This window comes from Amycolatopsis sp. NPDC104863, from assembly GCF_055582965.1.
In genome coordinates this window covers 490,061-508,546 of sequence record NZ_JBVJOW010000010.1, presented here as the reverse complement: position 1 = coordinate 508,546, position 18,486 = coordinate 490,061, and the positions used below count along the sequence as shown (strand labels likewise).

At 69.5% G+C, this 18,486-nt stretch carries 19 protein-coding genes; 12 read left to right on the top strand and 7 right to left on the bottom strand.

The features are described 5' to 3' along the window. From ACZ63J_RS43685 to ACZ63J_RS43665, 5 genes are all read right to left on the bottom strand, one after another. Entirely contained in the window at positions 1 to 1,281 is a 1,281-nt protein-coding gene (locus tag ACZ63J_RS43685; protein WP_465408057.1) for a DUF222 domain-containing protein, read from the bottom strand. A 230-nt stretch (positions 1,282 to 1,511) separates the two neighbouring features. Then, the gene (locus ACZ63J_RS43680) at positions 1,512 to 1,964 is read right to left on the bottom strand and encodes a GNAT family N-acetyltransferase (protein WP_465408058.1); all 453 of its coding nucleotides are present in this window, start codon (positions 1,962 to 1,964) and stop codon (positions 1,512 to 1,514) included. A gap of 10 nt (positions 1,965 to 1,974) precedes the next feature. Then, positions 1,975 to 2,376, bottom strand: coding sequence for a GNAT family N-acetyltransferase (locus ACZ63J_RS43675; RefSeq protein ID WP_465408061.1), 402 nt, complete (start codon positions 2,374 to 2,376; stop codon positions 1,975 to 1,977). A 73-nt stretch (positions 2,377 to 2,449) separates the two neighbouring features. After that, positions 2,450 to 3,493: an MBL fold metallo-hydrolase gene (locus ACZ63J_RS43670; protein WP_465341942.1), complete on the bottom strand. Its 1,044-nt coding sequence runs from the start codon at positions 3,491 to 3,493 to the stop codon at positions 2,450 to 2,452. Between the two features lie 104 nt (positions 3,494 to 3,597). Next, complete coding sequence (locus ACZ63J_RS43665; RefSeq protein ID WP_465408063.1) at positions 3,598 to 4,422, bottom strand: LURP-one-related family protein; 825 nt, start codon at positions 4,420 to 4,422, stop codon at positions 3,598 to 3,600. 121 nt (positions 4,423 to 4,543) lie between these two features. Here ACZ63J_RS43665 and ACZ63J_RS43660 point away from each other — a divergent pair, with 121 nt between their 5' ends. From ACZ63J_RS43660 to ACZ63J_RS43645, 4 genes are all read left to right on the top strand, one after another. Then, positions 4,544 to 5,581, top strand: a complete 1,038-nt coding sequence (locus tag ACZ63J_RS43660; RefSeq protein ID WP_465408065.1) for a methionine synthase — start codon at positions 4,544 to 4,546, stop codon at positions 5,579 to 5,581. 84 nt (positions 5,582 to 5,665) lie between these two features. After that, positions 5,666 to 6,370 (top strand): hypothetical protein, encoded by a 705-nt coding sequence (locus tag ACZ63J_RS43655; RefSeq protein WP_465408067.1) that lies wholly within the window; start codon positions 5,666 to 5,668, stop codon positions 6,368 to 6,370. 11 nt (positions 6,371 to 6,381) lie between these two features. Continuing rightward, positions 6,382 to 8,541, top strand: a complete 2,160-nt coding sequence (ligA, locus tag ACZ63J_RS43650) for an NAD-dependent DNA ligase LigA (protein WP_465408069.1) — start codon at positions 6,382 to 6,384, stop codon at positions 8,539 to 8,541. After that, positions 8,534 to 9,028, top strand: coding sequence for a GNAT family N-acetyltransferase (locus ACZ63J_RS43645; protein WP_465408071.1), 495 nt, complete (start codon positions 8,534 to 8,536; stop codon positions 9,026 to 9,028). Before ligA ends, ACZ63J_RS43645 begins: the two co-directional genes overlap by 8 nt. Before the next feature lie 63 nt (positions 9,029 to 9,091). Here the strand turns inward: ACZ63J_RS43645 and ACZ63J_RS43640 are convergent, their stop codons facing one another. Continuing rightward, positions 9,092 to 9,745 (bottom strand): ACT domain-containing protein, encoded by a 654-nt coding sequence (locus ACZ63J_RS43640; protein WP_465310722.1) that lies wholly within the window; start codon positions 9,743 to 9,745, stop codon positions 9,092 to 9,094. Positions 9,746 to 9,981: 236 nt separating this feature from the next. Between ACZ63J_RS43640 and gatC the strand changes: the two genes are divergently transcribed. The 8 genes from gatC (at position 9,982) to ACZ63J_RS43600 (ending at position 18,030) form a co-directional block, all read left to right on the top strand. Beyond that, a complete protein-coding gene (gene gatC, locus ACZ63J_RS43635) occupies positions 9,982 to 10,281 on the top strand; it encodes an Asp-tRNA(Asn)/Glu-tRNA(Gln) amidotransferase subunit GatC (RefSeq protein WP_465341948.1) in 300 nt (99 codons plus the stop codon). Continuing rightward, positions 10,278 to 11,795, top strand: a complete 1,518-nt coding sequence (gene gatA / locus ACZ63J_RS43630) for an Asp-tRNA(Asn)/Glu-tRNA(Gln) amidotransferase subunit GatA (RefSeq protein WP_465408073.1) — start codon at positions 10,278 to 10,280, stop codon at positions 11,793 to 11,795. The genes gatC and gatA overlap by 4 nt, the downstream gene beginning before the upstream one ends. Next, on the top strand, positions 11,792 to 13,297 hold the full coding sequence (gatB, locus tag ACZ63J_RS43625) for an Asp-tRNA(Asn)/Glu-tRNA(Gln) amidotransferase subunit GatB (protein ID WP_465408075.1): 1,506 nt from the start codon (positions 11,792 to 11,794) through the stop codon (positions 13,295 to 13,297). The genes gatA and gatB overlap by 4 nt, the downstream gene beginning before the upstream one ends. Before the next feature lie 2 nt (positions 13,298 to 13,299). Continuing rightward, complete coding sequence (locus tag ACZ63J_RS43620) at positions 13,300 to 13,833, top strand: hypothetical protein (RefSeq protein WP_465408077.1); 534 nt, start codon at positions 13,300 to 13,302, stop codon at positions 13,831 to 13,833. A gap of 354 nt (positions 13,834 to 14,187) precedes the next feature. Then, positions 14,188 to 15,243 carry a Gfo/Idh/MocA family protein gene (locus ACZ63J_RS43615; RefSeq protein ID WP_465408079.1) on the top strand — a complete coding sequence of 352 codons (1,056 nt, stop codon included), beginning with the start codon at positions 14,188 to 14,190 and terminating at the stop codon, positions 15,241 to 15,243. Beyond that, the gene (locus tag ACZ63J_RS43610) at positions 15,240 to 16,157 is read left to right on the top strand and encodes a DUF6807 domain-containing protein (protein ID WP_465408081.1); all 918 of its coding nucleotides are present in this window, start codon (positions 15,240 to 15,242) and stop codon (positions 16,155 to 16,157) included. The genes ACZ63J_RS43615 and ACZ63J_RS43610 overlap by 4 nt, the downstream gene beginning before the upstream one ends. A 10-nt stretch (positions 16,158 to 16,167) precedes the next feature. Next, a complete protein-coding gene (locus ACZ63J_RS43605) occupies positions 16,168 to 16,866 on the top strand; it encodes a cupin (protein ID WP_465408082.1) in 699 nt (232 codons plus the stop codon). A 27-nt stretch (positions 16,867 to 16,893) separates the two neighbouring features. Next, positions 16,894 to 18,030 (top strand): Gfo/Idh/MocA family protein, encoded by a 1,137-nt coding sequence (locus ACZ63J_RS43600; protein WP_465310256.1) that lies wholly within the window; start codon positions 16,894 to 16,896, stop codon positions 18,028 to 18,030. Here ACZ63J_RS43600 and ACZ63J_RS43595 read toward each other — a convergent pair whose 3' ends face one another. Continuing rightward, positions 18,031 to 18,486, bottom strand: coding sequence for a hypothetical protein (locus ACZ63J_RS43595; RefSeq protein WP_465408084.1), 456 nt, complete (start codon positions 18,484 to 18,486; stop codon positions 18,031 to 18,033).

Here is an 18,486-nt window from a genome sequence, read left to right as displayed (position 1 = left end):
TCACCTCCGTGGCTTCCTGCGGGCCTTGTGGGCACGCCGTCGGCCGGAGTGCATCGACGGCGTTGTTGTCGAGTGCACTCGGCCGCCTGGTGTCGCGACGTTCACGGTGCCGTCAGGGGCGACTGCGTAGTCCCAGTCAGGCTGGCCCTTGAGCTTGCGGTGTCGCGAGCAGTAGGTGACCGGCTGAGCCGCGACCTCGTCTGGCTCACCTTGCGCTCGTGTCGCCTCGATCCCGCAACTCTGTGCGGGACGTATGCATCCGGGCTGCCGGCACTCCCTGTCCCGAACCCGGATGAACTCGTCGTGCGCCGGAGTGAGCGGGTAACGCGTAGGCGAAAGCTCCAGCGCCTGGCCGTTGCGTGGGTCGGTCAGAACTCGCCGCAGCGTGGTATCGGGTCCGCTGATGATGCGGCGGGCAACTGGCGCTGCGATGGGCCCGCGGCCCGCCAGAGCCGCCGGCGACTGGTTCAGGCCGAGATAGGTTGCCAGGTCGATGTGCAGGAACACCTCGGTACGCTCGCTCGGGCCGCCGGTGCCGCTGAGCAACAGGTCGATGGCAACGTCTGCTCGGAGCTGGTCCAGCGTTCGAGACTCGTCCGGAGTCTTCAGTGCCCGCGCGGCCCGGTCGATGCGGGCGTAGGCGGCTGTCGCTTTGTCAGTCGGTGCGTTGTTGACCGACACATGTGTCACGCCGGTGTCCTGGTGATGCAGCGCGAGCCGCCGCTCGTTGAGCTTTCGTTCGTTGCGGAGCGCAGCTCCTTCCGGGTCGGCCTTGGCGGCCGCATAAGCCGCGGCTCGGCGAACTTGGGTCGCGTTCCGTCCCGGAACCCGGTCCTCGAGCATCGCGTCGACGATGCGCAGGTGATCTCCGGACAACCATGACGTCGCATCGGTGACCTTCATGGCGCGGTAGAGGTCGAGCCTCCCGCTATCCATGAGGTTCAGCATGCGGGGAAGGCGTGCGATCAGTGCGGTTGCCGCGGAAACGATTGCACTGGCACGGTGTTCCGTGACGGACAACGCGAGAGCCACTTCCGAGGCTGCGCTGGGCGCCCGTCTTCTGCGCACACTCAGGTCCGCGATCGCCCGTAGCTGAACGGCCTGCAGCTTGGAGATCTCCGCGTCGGTGTCGCGGATGACATCGACGACTTCCTCGTCTTTCATGCGCTGCAACGCATCCGGCTCGGCGCGAACCGATCTCAGTGTGCCCGGAAGCATGTCGTGCGGATTCTGGGATGCCGTAGGAGGGGTGAGCTTGCGGAGTGGTTGTGAAGGGGTCATGAGCGCGACCGTACGGCGATTCGCAAGAAAAGTCACCGAGGTTCGGAAGAAAGGGTGACGGAAGGGCGCGAACGGCCCTTTCGCGCCCTCCGCGACTTGACGTACTCGAATTGATTCGGGATCGTTCGCGGATGCGCGCGAGTGCGCTGTCGATTCCGAGGGAGGTTCGATCCGAATTATGTCCGATGTAGACAGACGGAAAACGTATGGGGTATCGAGAATTCAGCTGCTCAGAGCTTGAGCTTGAAGCCGGTGTGGCTCGGTTCGAAACCGAGGCGCTCGTAGAAGCGGTGAGCCTCCGTCCTGGAGGCGTCCGAGGTGAGCTGCACGAGTGCACATCCGCGGCGTCGAGACTCGTCGATCGCCCACTGCATGAGATCCCCGCCGAGTCCGGAGCCTCGGTGGTCGGAGCGGATCCGCACTGCCTCGACTTGGCCGCGGAGTGCCCCACGCCTGGCCAGGCCGGGAATGATCGTCAGTTGAAGGGTTCCGACAGCTTCGCCGCCGGCTACGACGACCATCAGAAGCTGGTTCGGATCTGCGTTGATCTCCTCGAAGGCTCGCAGGTAGGGGGCAAGGTCTGCGGGATCGTCGCGGGTTGCGCCGAGCTGGTCGTCGGCCAGCATGTGCACGATCGCGCCAATGTCGTCCCGCTGCGCCCTGCGGATGGTGTAGTCGATCACGGCGTCAGTATCACAGGGCGCGGGTGAACCCTTGGTAGCTGTGTGCGAACCCGAAGCGTGCGTAGAAGTCTCGCAGGTCGGCGCGGGCGAGCCCCGAATCCAGGTGGAGCCGCGTGCAGCCTCGCCGGCGAGCTTCGTCGATTCCCCAAGCCAGGAGAGCGCTGGTGACGCCACGCCGGACAGCGCGAATGCCTTCGAGCAGGCCACGCGTGGCGCCTTCCCAGGCGAGTCCTCGCAGCACGGTCAGTTGGGCCGTCCCCGCGACGCCGTTGTCGTCCTCGGCCACGACGAGCGTGACGTGCGGCGTGGTCATGAGCTCTCGAAGCGCGGCTGCCAACGGCTCACCCGGTGCGCCGAACAGGCGCACGAGCGCCTCGATGTCCGTTGCGCGGGCACGTCTGATGACATCCATTTCGCCCAGTATGCAGGAAGCCGGTCGAGTGGTGTAACTGCGACGAGTCGGCTACCCGGGGTGGTCGAGTTGCTCAGGGCATCGAGTAGTGCCGAACACCGTCGACGGCTTGCGTGGTCAGTTTGCCCTGGGACACCAGCAGGTCGAGGTGTGCCGCGGTCTCCAGGACGGCGAGGGTCTGGTTGAACGAGTCCATTTCGGACAGTTTGCGGTTGCGGCGAGTCCAGCCGATCCGGTGAGCGGCTTCGAATGCGGTGCTTGCGCCGGCCGCGATCTGCGAGCCCATCGTCTCGAGGCGTTGCCGGTGATGCTCCAGCAGCTCGTCGACCCGCGTGTGCACGCTTTCGGACACGGGACCGTGCGCGGGAAGCATGCGACGATCCGGCATGGCGCGCACCAGGCGTAGCGAGGCGATGAAGTCGTTGAGCGGCAACTCGGCCGGGACGGGCTGGAAGCCGATCGAGGGTGTGATGTGCGGCAGCACGTGATCACCGGAGAACAGCAGGCCGGCGGTCTCGTCGACAAAAACGACATGCCCGGTGGTGTGTCCTGGAGTGGCGACGACGTCGAACTCGCGTCCGGGCAGGATCGGGCGAGGTCCCGGAGTGAGCCACTCGTCGGGCGCCTCCCAGAGGTCGGCCTCCGTGTGTCGCCGATTCGTTCCGAAGTCGCGGGCCAACGCGTCGACGACTTCGCCCGCGCCGGCCTGGAACAGGAGGTCGATCTGGGCTTCCATCGGAAGCCGGTCGGGATTGCCCGAAACCTTGAGTGACGGCTCTTCGTCCTGGCCGAGGGCGATCTTCGAGCCGAACTCCCGGCGAAGGACGACAGCCTGGGAGTAGTGGTCACGGTGCACATGGGTGACGAGGAACTCGCTGACGTCGCCGAGCTCGGCGTTGATGCCGGTGAGGGCGTCCGCGAGCTGTTGCCGCGCTTCGGCCAATGCCCAGCCCGAGTCGACGAGGACCAGTTTCTCGCCATCGGTGACCGCGTAGACGTTGACCGCGCGCAGGCCGTCGTTGGGCAGCGGCAACGGGATCCGGTAGACGCCGGCGGAGACCTCGTAGATTCCGGGCTCGGTCCAGTTCCTGTCGCTGCTTTCCGGCAACGGTTCCACGGTGACCTCCGTCCCGGCGAGACTTCGGCGTCCCGGCCTTTCTTCACCCTGAGCCGTGCCGGGCCCGCTGTCCACCTGGAGAAGCTGAGACGCCGGTCACTCGTTCAGTCGGCGTCCTGCTTCAGGGCGGTGTCGATCGTGAGGGCCGCGGCGACCACCATGCTGGCCAGGGGATCCGGCAGCGGGTGGGGGATCTCCACGACGTAGTTGTCGGCAGTGGTGAAGGCAGCTTTGACGAAACCGCCCCAGGTCTTGGTCACCCGGGCGACTTCGGTGTCGGCGTGGTCGCGGATCGAGAAGTTCCAGGCGCGCCAGTTCTCCGCGAAGATCCCGCCGACCGGGCGGCCGTCGACGACGAAGCCGAAGCGGATCTTGCCGAAGACGTTCTCCTGGACGATCTCGCCGATCGGGGTTTCGTCGGCCCTGGTGACGAGGAAACGCGACTTGAACACCTTCGCCGGCCGGGTCACCTTGAGCACGGTGCTGTGGTTGGCGTCGCGGACCTCGAACTTGTGGGTCAGGAACTGGTCGTACTTGGTCAGGAGGCGGATCGCCTTCTTCAACGTGCTCTGGCCGACCTCGACGACTCCGCCGAGCCGGTTGCCCTGCTGGTCGAAGACGCCGAACTCGTTGGCCATCTCGATCAGCTTGGCCCGCTGGTTGACCACCAGGATCGGCTCGGTGAACAGCGTCCCGCCACCGGTTCGCCCGCTGCCGCGGCCACGCGTCGCGCGGCCGACCTGGCTTTGGATGCGGGACGGGTCGTGGCCGAGCTCGATGTCGAGCTCGATCGGCGTCGAGTCGCTCGGTGGCGGCGCCTGGTGGGCCGGTCGGGTGTTGGCCGTCCAGGTCTGTCCGTCCCACCAACGGTGCAGACGGGGGTCCCGCGCGTCGGGGTACCAGCCCGGCTGCGGTGGCGAACTCGTCATGGCCGGTCAGCCTATCCGCGTGAACCCGCCGATGGTGCTCGTAGAAGGAAATGCGGCGAATGTCTGCATCGCGGCAGCCCGGTCGGCGCCGTGGACACGTGGTCGACCAGAATCAGTGGTCGTGACTGAGCGACTTTGGCCCATGGGTGCCGCGACGGCGATCGGTTCGATGCCGGGCACAGATGCCGCGGAGGCGGCCGCGGTCGTCTTCGGCGAGTTGCCCGACTTCCCGCACTTGCCGGAACTTCCGGCCCGCGGTGTCGGCGCCGACATGCTCGGCCGGACCGCTGCGCTGCTGGTGGACCTGGCCATCGAGGTCGTGCCGAGCGGCTATCGCGTTGCTGCCCGGCCGGGTCACGACCACCGCCGGGCCGTCGACCTGCTGCGCTGGGATCTCGACGCCGTCCAGGAGGCGCGGGAGACGGCTGGTGCCACACCGCCGGCCTTCAAGGTCCAGCTGGCCGGCCCGTGGACGCTGGGCGCCGGGATCGAGCTGCCCCGCGGCCACCGGGTCCTCACCGATCGCGGCGCCTTGCGGGACTTCACGTCGTCCCTGCTGGACGGGCTCGCCGAACACGTCGCGGAGGTCCAGGCCCGGACCGGGGCGCCGGTGGTCGTCCAGTTCGACGAGCCGTCGTTGCCCACGGTGCTGGCCGGGGGACTGTCGACGCCGTCCGGCTACGGGAACGTTTCGGCAGTACCGGAGCCCGAGGCCCGCGACCTGCTCGCCACGGTGATCGACGGCGCGAAGAAGATCACCGGCGGCCCGGTGATCCTGCACTGCTGCGCCGCGAAACCGCCGCTCGGTCTGCTGCGTGCGGCCGGCGCGGACGCGCTGGCCTTCGACCTCGCCGTCCTCGACGGTGCTTCCGCGGCCTTCCTCGACGAGATCGGTGAAGTCTGGGACGGCGGCGCGACACTCTTCCTGGGCGCGGTCCCGACCACCGCGCCGGCGTCCCCGCTGAGCCTGAAAGACGTCGGTGAGCCGGCGTTCCGGCTGGCCGACCGGCTCGGCTTCAACCGCAGCGTCCTCGCCGAACGCGCCGTGCCGACCCCGGCCTGTGGCCTCGCCGGCGCGACACCGGACTGGATGCGCCGGGTCCTCGCGTTGACGCGTGACCTCGGCAAGGCCTTCGTGGAGCCGCCGGAAGGCTGGTGACGGAATCCGTCAACTCGCCGACGGGCGCCCGGCTCGGCAAGTAGCGTGTCGGGGTAGCCGATCGAACGAGGACCACCCGTAGCCATGCGCCTGTTCCGCCGCAAGAACACCGACGCCGATCCGCCCGACCCGCGTACCGCGTGGCCCGAACAGCGCGTGCCCGAGGACCCCGCGGCGGCCGCGGAGGCGTTCTGGCATGGCTGGTTCGAGCTGCTACCGATGGTCAGCGCGGCGCTCGGCGAGGGTGAGCCGCACCGGGTGGAGCACGAGCTCTGCCAGCTTGTCGAGGCGCTGCACCCACGGCTGCACTTTTCGCTCGAACGTGGTCGCCGGGCGATCTACGCCCTGGTCGTGACCGGTCAGGAAGACCCGGAGGTGCGGCCGTTCACGGATGCCTGGCGCGTCGCCGCGCCGCCCGAGGACGCGATCTGGGAGTACCACGACTCGGTCCCGCCGGTGCCCGATCCGACCGAGGTCACGGTGAACCTCGGCGCGCACCAGATCGCGCTGGCCGACGTCCGCGTGGTCGCGCAGGTCGACGAGGACGAGCACGTCGTCGACGTCGCCGTCTTCCACCCGGGGTTCGGTGATCTCGACGACGCGACGCGGCAGACCATGACCTTCCTGCCCCTCGACGCGACATTGGGTGAACGTCTCGCCGCCGAACGGTTACGGCGCGTCGAGACCGCGGAAGCCGAGCCGGCCGGCGCGATCACCCTTCTGGAGCTCCGTGACCTGGTCCGCGGACTGGCCGGTGGACCGGACGAAAATGTCGGTGCCGCCGACTAGGCTCACCACCCGTGAGCAGCACCGAATCCCCTCAGGACCAGATCACCGCGGAGGACGTCACCGACGTCCCGGCCGACGTGCGCGAGCGGCACGCCGCCCTCGCGGAGGAACTGCGCAACCACCAGTTCCGCTACTACGTCCTGGACTCGCCGATCATCTCCGACGGGCAGTTCGACGAGCTGCTCGGCGAGCTGCAGCAGATCGAGCAGCAGCACCCGGCGCTGGTCACCCCCGATTCGCCGACCCAGCTGGTCGGTGGCACCTTCTCGACCGAATACACCACCTACGACCACCTCGAGCGCATGCTCAGCCTGGACAACGTCTTCGACAAGGACGGGTTCCTGGCCTGGTACGAGCGCGTCGAGAAGGAGGTCGGGCGCGCCGAATTCCTCGCCGAGCTGAAGATCGACGGCCTGGCGATCAACCTCCTGTACGAAAACGGCCACCTCACGCGGGGGCTCACGCGCGGTACCGGGCGCACGGGTGAGGACGTCACGTTGAACGTCCGCACGATCGACCACCTGCCGGAGCAACTGACCGGCACCGACGAGTTCCCGGTGCCCGCCCTGGTCGAGGTGCGCGGTGAGGTCTACATCAGCGTCGAGGACTTCCTCGAGCTGAACGCGAAGATGGTCGAAGCGGGCAAGCCTCCGTACGCGAATCCGCGCAACACCGCGTCCGGCTCGCTTCGCCAGAAAGACCCGAAGGTGGCCCGGGAACGCCGGCTGCGGCTGATCTGTCACGGGCTGGGCAAGCGTGAGGGCTTCGAGCCGCAACGCCAGTCGGAGGCCTACGACGCGCTGGCGGCGTGGGGGCTGCCGGTGTCGCCGTACAGCAAGGTCCTGTCGACGGCCGAAGAGCTCGTCGAGCACATCGGCTACTGGGGCGAGCACCGGCACGACGCCGAGCACGAAATCGACGGCGTCGTCATCAAGGTCGACCAGGTGGCGCTGCAGCGACGGCTGGGTACGACGTCGCGCGCGCCACGGTGGGCGATCGCCTACAAGTACGTGCCGGAAGAGGCGATCACCACCCTGCTGGACATCAAGGTCGGCGTGGGGCGGACCGGGCGGGTGACGCCGTTCGCCGTCACCGAGCCGGTCAAGGTCGCGGGGTCGACCGTCGCGCGCGCCACGCTCCACAACCAGCAGGAGGTCAAGCGCAAGGGCGTGCTCATCGGCGACCGGATCGTCATCCGGAAGGCCGGGGACGTCATCCCGGAGGTCCTCGGGCCGGTGGTGGACGCGCGCACGGGCGACGAACGCGAGTTCGTCATGCCCACCCGTTGCCCGGAATGCGACACGGAGCTCGCCTACGAGAAAGAGGGCGACAAGGACATCCGCTGTCCCAACACGCGGTTCTGCCCGGGGCAGCTGCGGGAGCGGCTCTTCCACGTGGCCAGCCGGGGTGCGTTCGACATCGAGGTCCTCGGTTACGAGGCGGCGATCGCGCTGCTCGACGCTCGGGTGGTCGCCGACGAGGGTGACGTCTTCGACCTGGACGAGGACAGTCTCGCCGAGGTCGAGCTGTTCAAGACCAAGGCCGGCGAGTTGTCGGCGAACGCGCGAAAGCTGCTCGCGAACCTCGACGCCGCGAAGGACCGTCCGCTGTGGAAGGTGCTGGTCGCGCTGTCGATCCGGCACGTCGGTCCGACCGCAGCGCGGGCCCTGGCGCTCGAGTTCGGTTCGATGGAGCGGATCGAGCAGGCCACCGAGGAGGAGCTGGCGGACGTCGACGGTGTCGGCCCGACCATCGCCCACGCGACGCAGGAGTGGTTCGACGTCGGGTGGCACCGGGAGATCGTCGAAAAATGGCGACGGGCCGGCGTGCGGATGGAGGAGGAGCGCGACGAGTCGATCCCGCGCAACCTCGAAGGGCTGTCGATCGTGGTGACGGGCTCTCTCGACGGCTTCTCCCGCGACGAGGCCAAAGAGGTCATCATGGCCCGCGGGGGCAAGGCCGCGGGGTCGGTCTCGAAGAAGACCTCGTTCGTCGTCGTCGGGGACTCGCCTGGCACGAAATACGACAAGGCCGTGCAGCTGAAGGTGCCGGTGCTGGACGAAGGCGGTTTCCGCGTCCTGCTGGAGCGGGGACCCGAAGCGGCGCAGGAGGTGGCGCTACCGACCGGTGAGGAAACCGCCGAAGAGGAGTCTGGGGAGACGGATGGGTGATGTCGAGATCCGGCCGCCGCGGCCGGAGGAGTACGCCGCGGCGGGCGAGGTCACGGTCCAGGCCTACGACGTTGATGGTCATTTGGCCGGCGACGTCGGTTACGACGCGAAGCTGCGTGACGTCGCGAGCCGGGCTGAGCTGGCCGAGGTGCTCGTCGCCGTCGACGCGGCGGGGGAGGTGCTCGGCACCGTGACCGTTGTGCGGCCGGGGTCGCCGTACGCCGAGATCTCACGTCCGGGGGAGCTGGAGTTCCGGATGCTCGCGGTGGCGCCGTCGGCGCGTGGGCGTGGTGTCGGCGAGGCGCTGACGCGCGCCGTTCTCGACCGTGCGCGGGCGCTGGGGCTCGCCAAGGTGGTGCTGAGCAGCCTTGCGGGGATGCACAGCGCGCACCGGCTCTACGAGCGTCTCGGGTTTGCGCGGCTGGCCGAGCGGGACTGGCGGCCGTTCCCGCACATCAGCTTGATCGCCTACCAGATCGACGTCTGACCTGGCGTTTGCCGAAAAGGGGACGAGTCCGCGTGGACTCGTCCCCTTTTCGACAACGCGGAGCTAGCCGTCGAGGACGACCGCGACGATCCCGGCGAGATGGGCCAGCCGGGCGACCTCGGCCGCGCGGAACGCCGGGCCTCCCGGGCGGGCGACCAGCAGTGCCTTACCCGGCTTCCCGAGCGGGGTCGCGGCGAGCTCGGTGCCGAGCTCCTTCCACGTCTCCGGAATCCAGGCTTCCTCTCCGTCGAGCACCGTCGCGCGCTCGAGCGGCAGCCAAGGCAGGTCGGTGATCGGGGTCTCGGGCGCCGCGCTCGACGAGGCCAGCCGGATCGCGCCGGTTTCCGCGTGTTCGACGATCATCGCCCAGCCCGCGCGCACGATGCGGGGGACGCCCTCCGCGAGGATGTCGAGTCCGCTTTTGGGCTGGGCGGCTATCTCTTCGACGAGTTCGAGTTCACGGTGCGTGTCGAGCACGCCCGCGTAGGGGCGGACCGCGTCCACTTCGACGCCGTCGACGCTCTCGGCCGCTGTGATCAACGCATCGGGCAGCCGGCCGGACGGGAGCTCGACCACGAGGTCGTCGACGGCGATGCCCGTGCCGCGTTCGACGACGTCCACGCTGAGGATGTCGGCGCCTACCGTGCCGAGCGCCGTGGCGACCGCGCCGAGGGTCCCCGGGCTGTCCGGAAGGAGGACCCGGATCAGGAACGACACCACGCGCCCCTCTCACCTCTGGCGTCCCAGCCTTGCCGTGGGACGCTCGATGCCGGTCGCCGATTGTGACAGACCCACCCGGCTCGCGGGACCTGCTGTCCGCCGGGCGGGATGCGAGCGTCGCCGGACGGCACCCGGCTTGCGCCGGGCGTAACCCAGTCGAGTCCGCCCGCGCCGCCACCATAGACTTGCAGCTTCCGAGACAACCCGCACAGCACAACCCGGGAGTCACCCGCGTGCCCAACATTTCCCGAGACGAGGTCGCGCACCTCGCGAAGCTGGCCAGGCTGGCCGTGACCGATGACGAAATCGACGTCTTCGCCGGCCAGCTCGACCAGATCCTGGACTCGGTGGCCAAGGTGAGCGAGGTCGCCGCCGAAGACGTGCCGCCGACGTCGCACGCCGTGCCGCTGACGAACGTCTTCCGACAGGACGTCGTCGTTCCCGGGCTCACCCAGCAGCAGGCGCTGGCCGGGGCGCCGGCCGCCGAAGAGGGCCGCTTCCGGGTGCCGCGGATTCTGGGGGAAGAGCAGTGACCGAGCTCATCAAGCTGACCGCCGCGGAGCTGGCGGGGAAGATCCACGCGCGCGAGGTGTCGGCCGTCGAGGTGACCCAGGCGCACCTGGACCGGATCGGCGAGGTCGACGACCACATCCACGCGTTCCTGCACGTCGACACCGAGGGCGCGCTGGCCGCGGCCAAGAAGGTCGACGAGGGGCTCGCCGAAGGCCAGGCGCCCGCGTCGGCGCTGGCCGGGGTGCCGCTCGCGCTGAAGGACGTCCTGACCACCGAGGGCGTGCCGACGACCTGTGGTTCGAAAACGCTCGAAGGCTGGATTCCGCCGTACGACGCCACGGTGACGCGCAAGCTGCGCGAGGCCGGTGTCGTGATTCTCGGCAAGACGAACATGGACGAGTTCGCCATGGGGTCGTCGACCGAGAACTCGGCGTACGGCCCGACGCACAACCCGTGGGACCACGCCCGCATCCCGGGCGGGTCGGGCGGTGGCTCGTCGGCGTCGATCGCGGCCTTCGAGGCAGCCCTCGCCATCGGGACGGACACGGGTGGGTCGATCCGGCAGCCCGGCTCCGTGACCGGCACCGTTGGTGTGAAGCCGACCTACGGCGGCGTCTCGCGCTACGGGCTTGTCGCTTTTTCGTCTTCGCTCGACCAGGCCGGGCCGTGCGCCCGGACCGTGCTCGACGCCGCGCTGCTGCACGAGGTCATCGCCGGGTACGACCCGCGGGACTCGACCTCGATCGACGCGCCGGTGCCGCCGGTTGTCGCTGCCGCTCGGCAGGGGATGACCGGTGACCTGAAGGGCGTCAAGGTCGGCGTCGTGAAGGAGTTCGGCGGCGACGGCTACCAGCCCGGTGTGGAGCGGTCGTTCCAGGCCGCGGTCGAGCAGCTGCGGGCGCTCGGGGCCGAGGTCGTCGAGGTGTCTTGTCCTCATTTCGTCTACGCGCTGCCCGCGTACTACCTGATCGCGCCGAGCGAGTGCTCGTCGAACCTCGCGCGGTTCGACGCCATGCGCTACGGCCTGCGCGTCGCCGACGACGGCACGCACAGCGCCGAAGAGGTCATGTCGCTCACCCGCGAGAAGGGCTTCGGCGCCGAGGTTAAGCGGCGGATCATGCTGGGCACCTACGCGTTGTCGTCCGGCTACTACGACGCCTACTACGGCTCGGCGCAGAAGGTGCGCACGCTGATCACGCGTGACTTCGCCGCCGCGTTCGAAAAGGTCGATGTCCTCGTTTCGCCCACGACGCCGACCACGGCGTTCAAGATCGGCGAGCGTGTCGACGACCCGATGGCGATGTACCTCGCCGACCTGTGCACGATCCCGTCGAACCTGGCCGGCAACGCCGCGATGAGCGTGCCGAGCGGGCTGTCCGACGAGGACGGGCTGCCGGTCGGCCTGCAGATCATGGCCCCGGCGCTGGCCGACGACCGGCTCTACCGGGTCGGCGCCGCCTACGAGGCCGCTCGCGACGCCGCCGCCGGTGGAGCGCTCATCCACAAGGTCCCGGAGCTGGGAGGAACGAAGTGACTGCCGTGGCCGAGTTGATGGACTACGCCGACGTCATCGAACGCTTCGACCCGGTGCTCGGGCTCGAAGTGCACGTCGAGCTGAACACGAACACGAAGATGTTCTGCGGCTGCCCGAACGAGTTCGGCGGCGAGCCGAACACGAAGGTCTGCCCGACCTGTCTGGGTCTGCCCGGCGCGCTGCCGGCGGTCAACGGGAAGGCCGTCGAGGGTGCGATCCGGATCGGTCTCGCGCTGAACTGCGAGATCGCCGAGTGGTGCCGGTTCGCCCGGAAGAACTACTTCTACCCGGACATGCCGAAGAACTTCCAGACGTCGCAGTACGACGAGCCGATCGCCTTCAACGGCTACCTCGACGTCACGCTCGACGACGGCGAGGTCGTGCGCGTGGAGATCGAGCGCGCGCACATGGAGGAGGACACCGGCAAGTCGCTGCACGTCGGTGGCGCCACCGGCCGGATCCACGGGGCCGAGCACTCGCTGCTCGATTACAACCGGGCCGGCGTGCCGTTGATCGAGATCGTCACGAAGACGATCGAAGGCACCGGCGAGCGGGCTCCCGAGGTGGCGCGGGCGTACGTGTCCGCGCTGCGTGACCTGCTGCGCGCGCTCGACGTGTCGGACGTCCGGATGGACCAGGGTTCGCTGCGGTGCGACGCGAACGTTTCGCTCATGGCGAAGGACGCGACCGAGTTCGGGACGCGCACCGAGACGAAGAACGTCAACTCGCTGCGCAGCGTCGAACGGGCCGTTCGCTACGAGATGACCCGGCAGGCGGCGATCCTGGCCGACGGCGGGTCGATCAAGCAGGAGACCCGGCACTTCCAGGAGGCCGACGGCTCCACGTCGTCCGGCCGGACGAAGGAGACCGCGGAGGACTACCGGTACTTCCCGGAGCCCGACCTGGTCCCGATCGCGCCGTCGCGGGAATGGGTCGAGGAGCTGCGCGGGACGCTTCCGGAGATGCCGTCCGAGCGTCGCAAGCGGATCCAGACGGAGTGGTCACTTTCCGACGAAGCCCTGCGTGACCTGCTGAACGTCGGCGCCGTCGACCTGGTCGCGGCCACGGTCGAGGCCGGCGCGTCGCCGGACGAGGCGCGCGGCTGGTGGGTCAACACCCTCGCCCAGGAGGCGAATGCCCGTGAGGTCGAGCTGGCCGATCTGCCGATCGCGCCGAAGCAGGTGGCCGAGGTCATCGGACTGGTGTCGTCCGGCGAGCTGACGAACAAGCTGGCCAAGGAAGTTGTCCAGGGTGTGCTCGCCGGTGAGGGCGAGCCGCGCGAGGTTGTCGAGAAGCGTGGGCTGAAAGTCGTCTCGGACGACTCGGCGCTGCTCGCCGCGATCGACGAGGCCCTGGCCGGGCAGCCGGACGTCGCGGAGAAGATCCGCGGCGGCAAGGTGGCCGCGGCGGGCGCGATCGTCGGCGCGGTCATGAAGGCGACCAAGGGGCAGGCCGACGCCAAACGGGTCCGCGAGCTGATCATCGAGCGCGTCGGCTCCTGACGTTGTCGTCGTTTTCCGTCAAGAGCGTCACCTGGCGCGAGTGGCTCGGCCTGGCGGCCGGGCTGCTCGCGCTGGGTTCGACGTTCCTGCCGTGGACCACGCTGAGCACCAACAGACCGGACATCGAAGACGTCCTCGCGCAGCTTCAGCACAGTGACGTCGTCCGCGACGCCTGGCACTCGGGATTCTTCGCCTGGTGCCCGCCACTGCCGTTGCTGCTGGCCGGACTGGTCGTGGTCTTTTTCGGGCGAATCCGGACCATGCGGGTCAGCGGCCTGCCGCACCTGTGGCTGGTGGTCGCCGCGGCGGCGCTGCTGCTGATGGTGCTGGGCTGGGTCACGCTCGACTGGCAGTTCGACGCCGACCAGCGCGGCATCTTCGACGCCGCCGGGATCGCCATCAGTCCGGGCTTCGGGCGGTTCCTCGGTTTGTTCGCCGCGCTCGTCTCGGGTGTGGCTGCTTTTCTGGACATGAGGGCGATGCGGGCGGAGACCCGGCAGCCGCGGAAACGCGAGCCCCGCAGCAAGACCCGCTGATCGCCGGGCGGCGCGGACGCGACGCTCCGCGATGCCGGCCTGGCCCACCCGGTCGAGCCACCCGGTCGAGCCACCGGGCGGGAACCCGCCCAAGCAGCTCGGCGGGGTCCGCCGCTCCGCGATCCCTGCCCCGATGGGTGGCTGAGTCGTCCGTTCGGTCGACCGTCCTGGGTGACAACGTTGACAGTTCGACTCGGGCGTTGCGCGAGAAAGCGCTTTCTGAGACGGTCGAAGTGGCGGTCGCGAGCGTCGGACCCCGTGGGGCGACAGAGCCGCGGGATGGGGCGCCGAGATCCGCGGTACGCGGCGGCCGGGTGAAGCCGCGGCGGGAGGTGCTGGGGAGGAGGTCCGGAGTTGGCTCAGGGAAAGCGTTTACGCGTTGCCATCGTCGGGGCGGGAGGCATTGCCGACAGCCATCACGTCGCCTACCGGGCTCATCACGACGACACAGACCTCGTGGCCGTCGCCGACATCGATGAGACCCGGGCCGTCGCCTTCTGCGCCGGGACCGAGCACGCCAAGCCTTATCGCGATCTCGGTACTTTGCTCGTCGAGCAGGAACCCGATCTTGTGTCGATCTGCACGCCGCCCGGGCTGCACGTCGGGCAGACCAAGCTGGCGCTGGAAAGCGGCGCCTGGGTCTGGTGTGAGAAGCCGCCGTGCCGGTCGCTCGCCGAGTACGACGAGATGGCCGGGGTCGAGCGGGATGGCGGGCCGTACGTCTCCTTCGTGTACCAGCAGCGCTCCGGCTCGGGCGCCGGGCACTTCCGGGAGCTGCTCTCCCGGGGCGCGCTGGGCCGTCCGCTCGTCGCGCACTGCCAGACCACCTGGTTCCGCGATGCCGGCTACTACTCCGTGCCGTGGCGGGGGCGGTGGGAGACCGAGGGGGGCGGGCCGGCCATGGGGCACGGCATCCACCAGATGGATCTGCTGCTCCACCTGCTCGGCGACTGGGCCGAGGTGCGGGCCATGGTCGCGCGGCTCGTGCACGACGTCGAGACCGAGGACGTCTCCACCGCGCTCGTCCGGTTCGAGTCGGGGGCGCTGGCGACCGTCGTCAACAGTGTCGTTTCGCCGGACGAAGTGAGCCGGATCCGGATCGACTGCGAGCGGGCCACCGCCGAGCTCACCCACCTCTACGGCCACGGCAACGACGACTGGCGCTATACGCCCGACGTCAGTGCGCCGCCGGCTGACGACGTTCGCAGTTCGCACGCTGCCGCCCTGGCTCCGGTTCTTGCCGCTTTTCGGCAACGGCGGCGGCCTCCCTGCAGCGGGGGTGATGGGCGGCGGGTGCTGGAGTTCGTCGCGGCGTTGTACAAGTCCGCGCACACCGGGGTCGGGGTGCGACGCGGGGAGATCGGGGCCGGGGACGCCTTCTACCGGTCGATGGCGGGGGACCCGCGGTGAGCGCGCCCATCACCGTGACGCACCGGCACGGGGACCACGTGAGCGTCGAGGCGGCCGGGGTGCAGCTGATGTCCTATGTGTACAAGCCCGATCCCGTGGCCTACGAGTCCCGCAAGCCCTACACCCACCCGCTGCGCACCCTGCGCGGCCGGCGCGTCAGCGGGTACCGGCCCGCCGACCACCGCTGGCACAAGGGCTTGCAGATGACGGCGAGCCACCTCTCCGGCCAGAACTTCTGGGGTGGCCACACCTACGTCCCCGGTGACTGGTACCAGGACCTGCCCGACCGGATCGGCTCGATGCGGCACGACGACTTTGCCGCCTTCGCCGTCGACGGGGACCGGCTGAGTGTCTCCGAACGGCTCACCTGGGTGGCCAACGGCGGTGCCGCTTGGGCGCGGGAGCGGCGGGACATCGTCGTTCACTCGGTGGAGCCGGACGAAGGCGCGTGGGCCATCGACTGGGCGATCGAGCTGACCAACGTCCGCGACGCGCCGCTCGTGTTCGGCAGCCCGACCACCGCCGGCCGGGAGCTGGCCGGCTACACCGGGCTGCACTGGCGCGGGCCGCGGGACTTCAGCGGTGGGCGCGTCCTCGGGCCCGGTGAGCTCGGCGGGGATGCCATGATGGGCGCGCAGGCGCCGTGGCTTGCGTTTGTCGGTGAACACGACGACGTCGACGCGCACTCGACGCTGCTCTTCGCCCACGCGCCCGAGAACGACCGGGCGATCCACGAGTCGCACTGGTTCGTCCGTTCCGAGGGCACGCCGACGGTGGCCATCTCGTGGGCGTTCTTCGAAGAGTTCGCCCTGCCGCCGGGGGAGAGTTTCACTTATCGCTACCGGATCGTCGTCGCCGACGGGGCTTGGGACCGCGACCGGGTGACGCGGTACCTCGAGAGTCACGGATTCTGAAGGGCCGGCCATGGACGAATTCCCCCTACCGGGTGGCATCGGGGTCTCGCACCTGCGGGCCTACGACTGGGAAGCCGAGGACGGCGTCTGCGGCGGCAGCCCGCACCTGCACCTCGCCTGCACCGAGGCCTACGTCGTCACCGGCGGCCAGGGCGCGGTCCAGACACTGAGCGTCGGCGGTTACGCCGAGACGCCGCTGGAAGCCGGGGTGATCGCGTGGTTCGCGCCGGGAACCGTGCACCGGATGGTGCAGGGCGGCGGCCTGCGGGTAACCGTGCTCATGCAGAACAGCGGGCTGCCCGAGGCCGGGGACGCCGTGTTCACTTTTCCGCCCGAGGTGCTCGCCGATCCCGTCGCCTACGCCGAGGCGGCGGTGTTGCCGAAAACCGACGACGCGGCACGGCGACGCCGTGACCTGGCAGTTCGTGGCTATCTGCCGTTGCGGGAGGCCCTCCTGGACGGGGACGCCGAGCCGCTCCGGGCGTTCCACCGGGCGGCCGTCGCGCTCGTGTCGCCGAAAATCGGCGACTGGGTTCCGCGCTGGCAGGCGGGGGCGCTCAAGGCCGCCGAGCTGACCGGCGCCCACCTCAAGGCGCTCGCCGACGGCGACGGGAGCCACCTCGAACAGTCGGGGGTGCGGGTCGCGACGCCGTCGAACCCGGACGGCTTCGGCATGTGCGGACGGCGCGCCGAATACGACATCCACTGAGACAGTCCTCGACCAGGAAGGCCGGCCATGAACCAGACCAGTATCGGAGTGCTGCTCAACGGGGTCACCGGCCGGATGGGCTACCGGCAGCACCTGCTCCGGTCGGTGCTGGCCATCCGCGACCAGGGCGGGGTCGAGCTGCCCGACGGCAGCCGCGTGCAGCTCGAGCCGATCCTCGCCGGGCGCAACGCCGCGAAGCTGAAGGACCTCGCCGACCGGCACGGCCTTACGGCGTGGACGACCGACGTCGGCTCGGCGCTGGCCGACGTCCAGATCTACTTCGACGCCCAGCTGACGTCGGCCCGCGAGCCGGCCGTGCGCGCCGCGATCGCCGCGGGCAAACACGTCTACGCCGAGAAACCGCTGGCCGAGACGCTGACGTCCGCGCTGGAGCTCGCCGGGCTCGCGCGGGACGCCGGGATCTGCCACGGCGTCGTGCACGACAAGCTCTTCCTGCCCGGCCTGCGGAAGCTGCGTCGGCTCGTCGAAGGTGGGTTCTTCGGACGAATCCTCTCGGTGCGCGGCGAGTTCGGGTACTGGGTGTTCGAGGGTGACTGGCAGGAGGCGCAGCGGCCGAGCTGGAACTACCGCGCCGAGGACGGCGGCGGCATCGTGCTCGACATGTTCTGCCACTGGAACTACGTGCTGGAGCACCTCTTCGGCCGCGTTTCGGCCGTGACCGCAAAAGCGACCACGCACATCCCGCGCCGGTGGGACGAGCAGGGTGACGCCTACGCGGCGACGGCGGACGACGCCGCGTACGGCATCTTCGAGCTCGAATCGGGGGCCATCGCGCAGATCAACTCGTCGTGGGCCGTGCGGGTCTTCCGCGACGAGCTGGTCGAGTTCCAGGTCGACGGCACCGAGGGCAGCGCGGTCGCGGGCCTGCGGCGCTGCCGCGTCCAGCACCGGTCCGCGACGCCGAAGCCCGTCTGGAACCCGGACCTCCCGGCCACCGAGCCCTTCCGCGACCAGTGGCAGGAAGTGCCGGACAACGCCGAGTTCGACAACGGCTTCAAGGCGCAGTGGGAGGAGTTCGTCCGGGACGTGGTCGCCGGACGGCAACACCGCTACGACTTCTTTTCGGCCGCGCGCGGGCTGCAGCTGGCGGAAGCCGGGCTGACGTCGTCGGCCGAGGGCCGGCGGGTGGAGCTGAAGCCCTAGTCAGACCCGCGGGAACCGGGGCGCTTCAAGGACGCGGTAGTGGAAGCTGTTGCCACCCGCGTGGTCGGTCAGGACGCGGAAGCCGGCCTCGTGGAGAACGCTGCTCAAGGTCCGGACGATGATCTCGCCGACGTTCACCACGTACGGGAACAGGCCGCTGCGCACGTCCTGGGTCAGGACCTTCTCGGTGAACTCGGGCGTGCCGGTGACCGGGGCGACCCAGTCGAGCGTGACGCCGAACGGTTCGACGTGGTTCACCCAGATGTGCGCGCCGTACGGCAGGCCGTGCGGGTCGCCGCTTTCCGGCACCACGGACGTGGTGAACCCCATCCGGGTGAGCTCGGCCCGCGCCTGTTCGGCGAGCTCCCGCCAGCCGGCGACGACGTCGTCCGGGGCCTTGTAGACCGGGCCGTCGTGCAGGTGCTGTTCCCGGTAGAACCGGAAGGGATCGGTCAC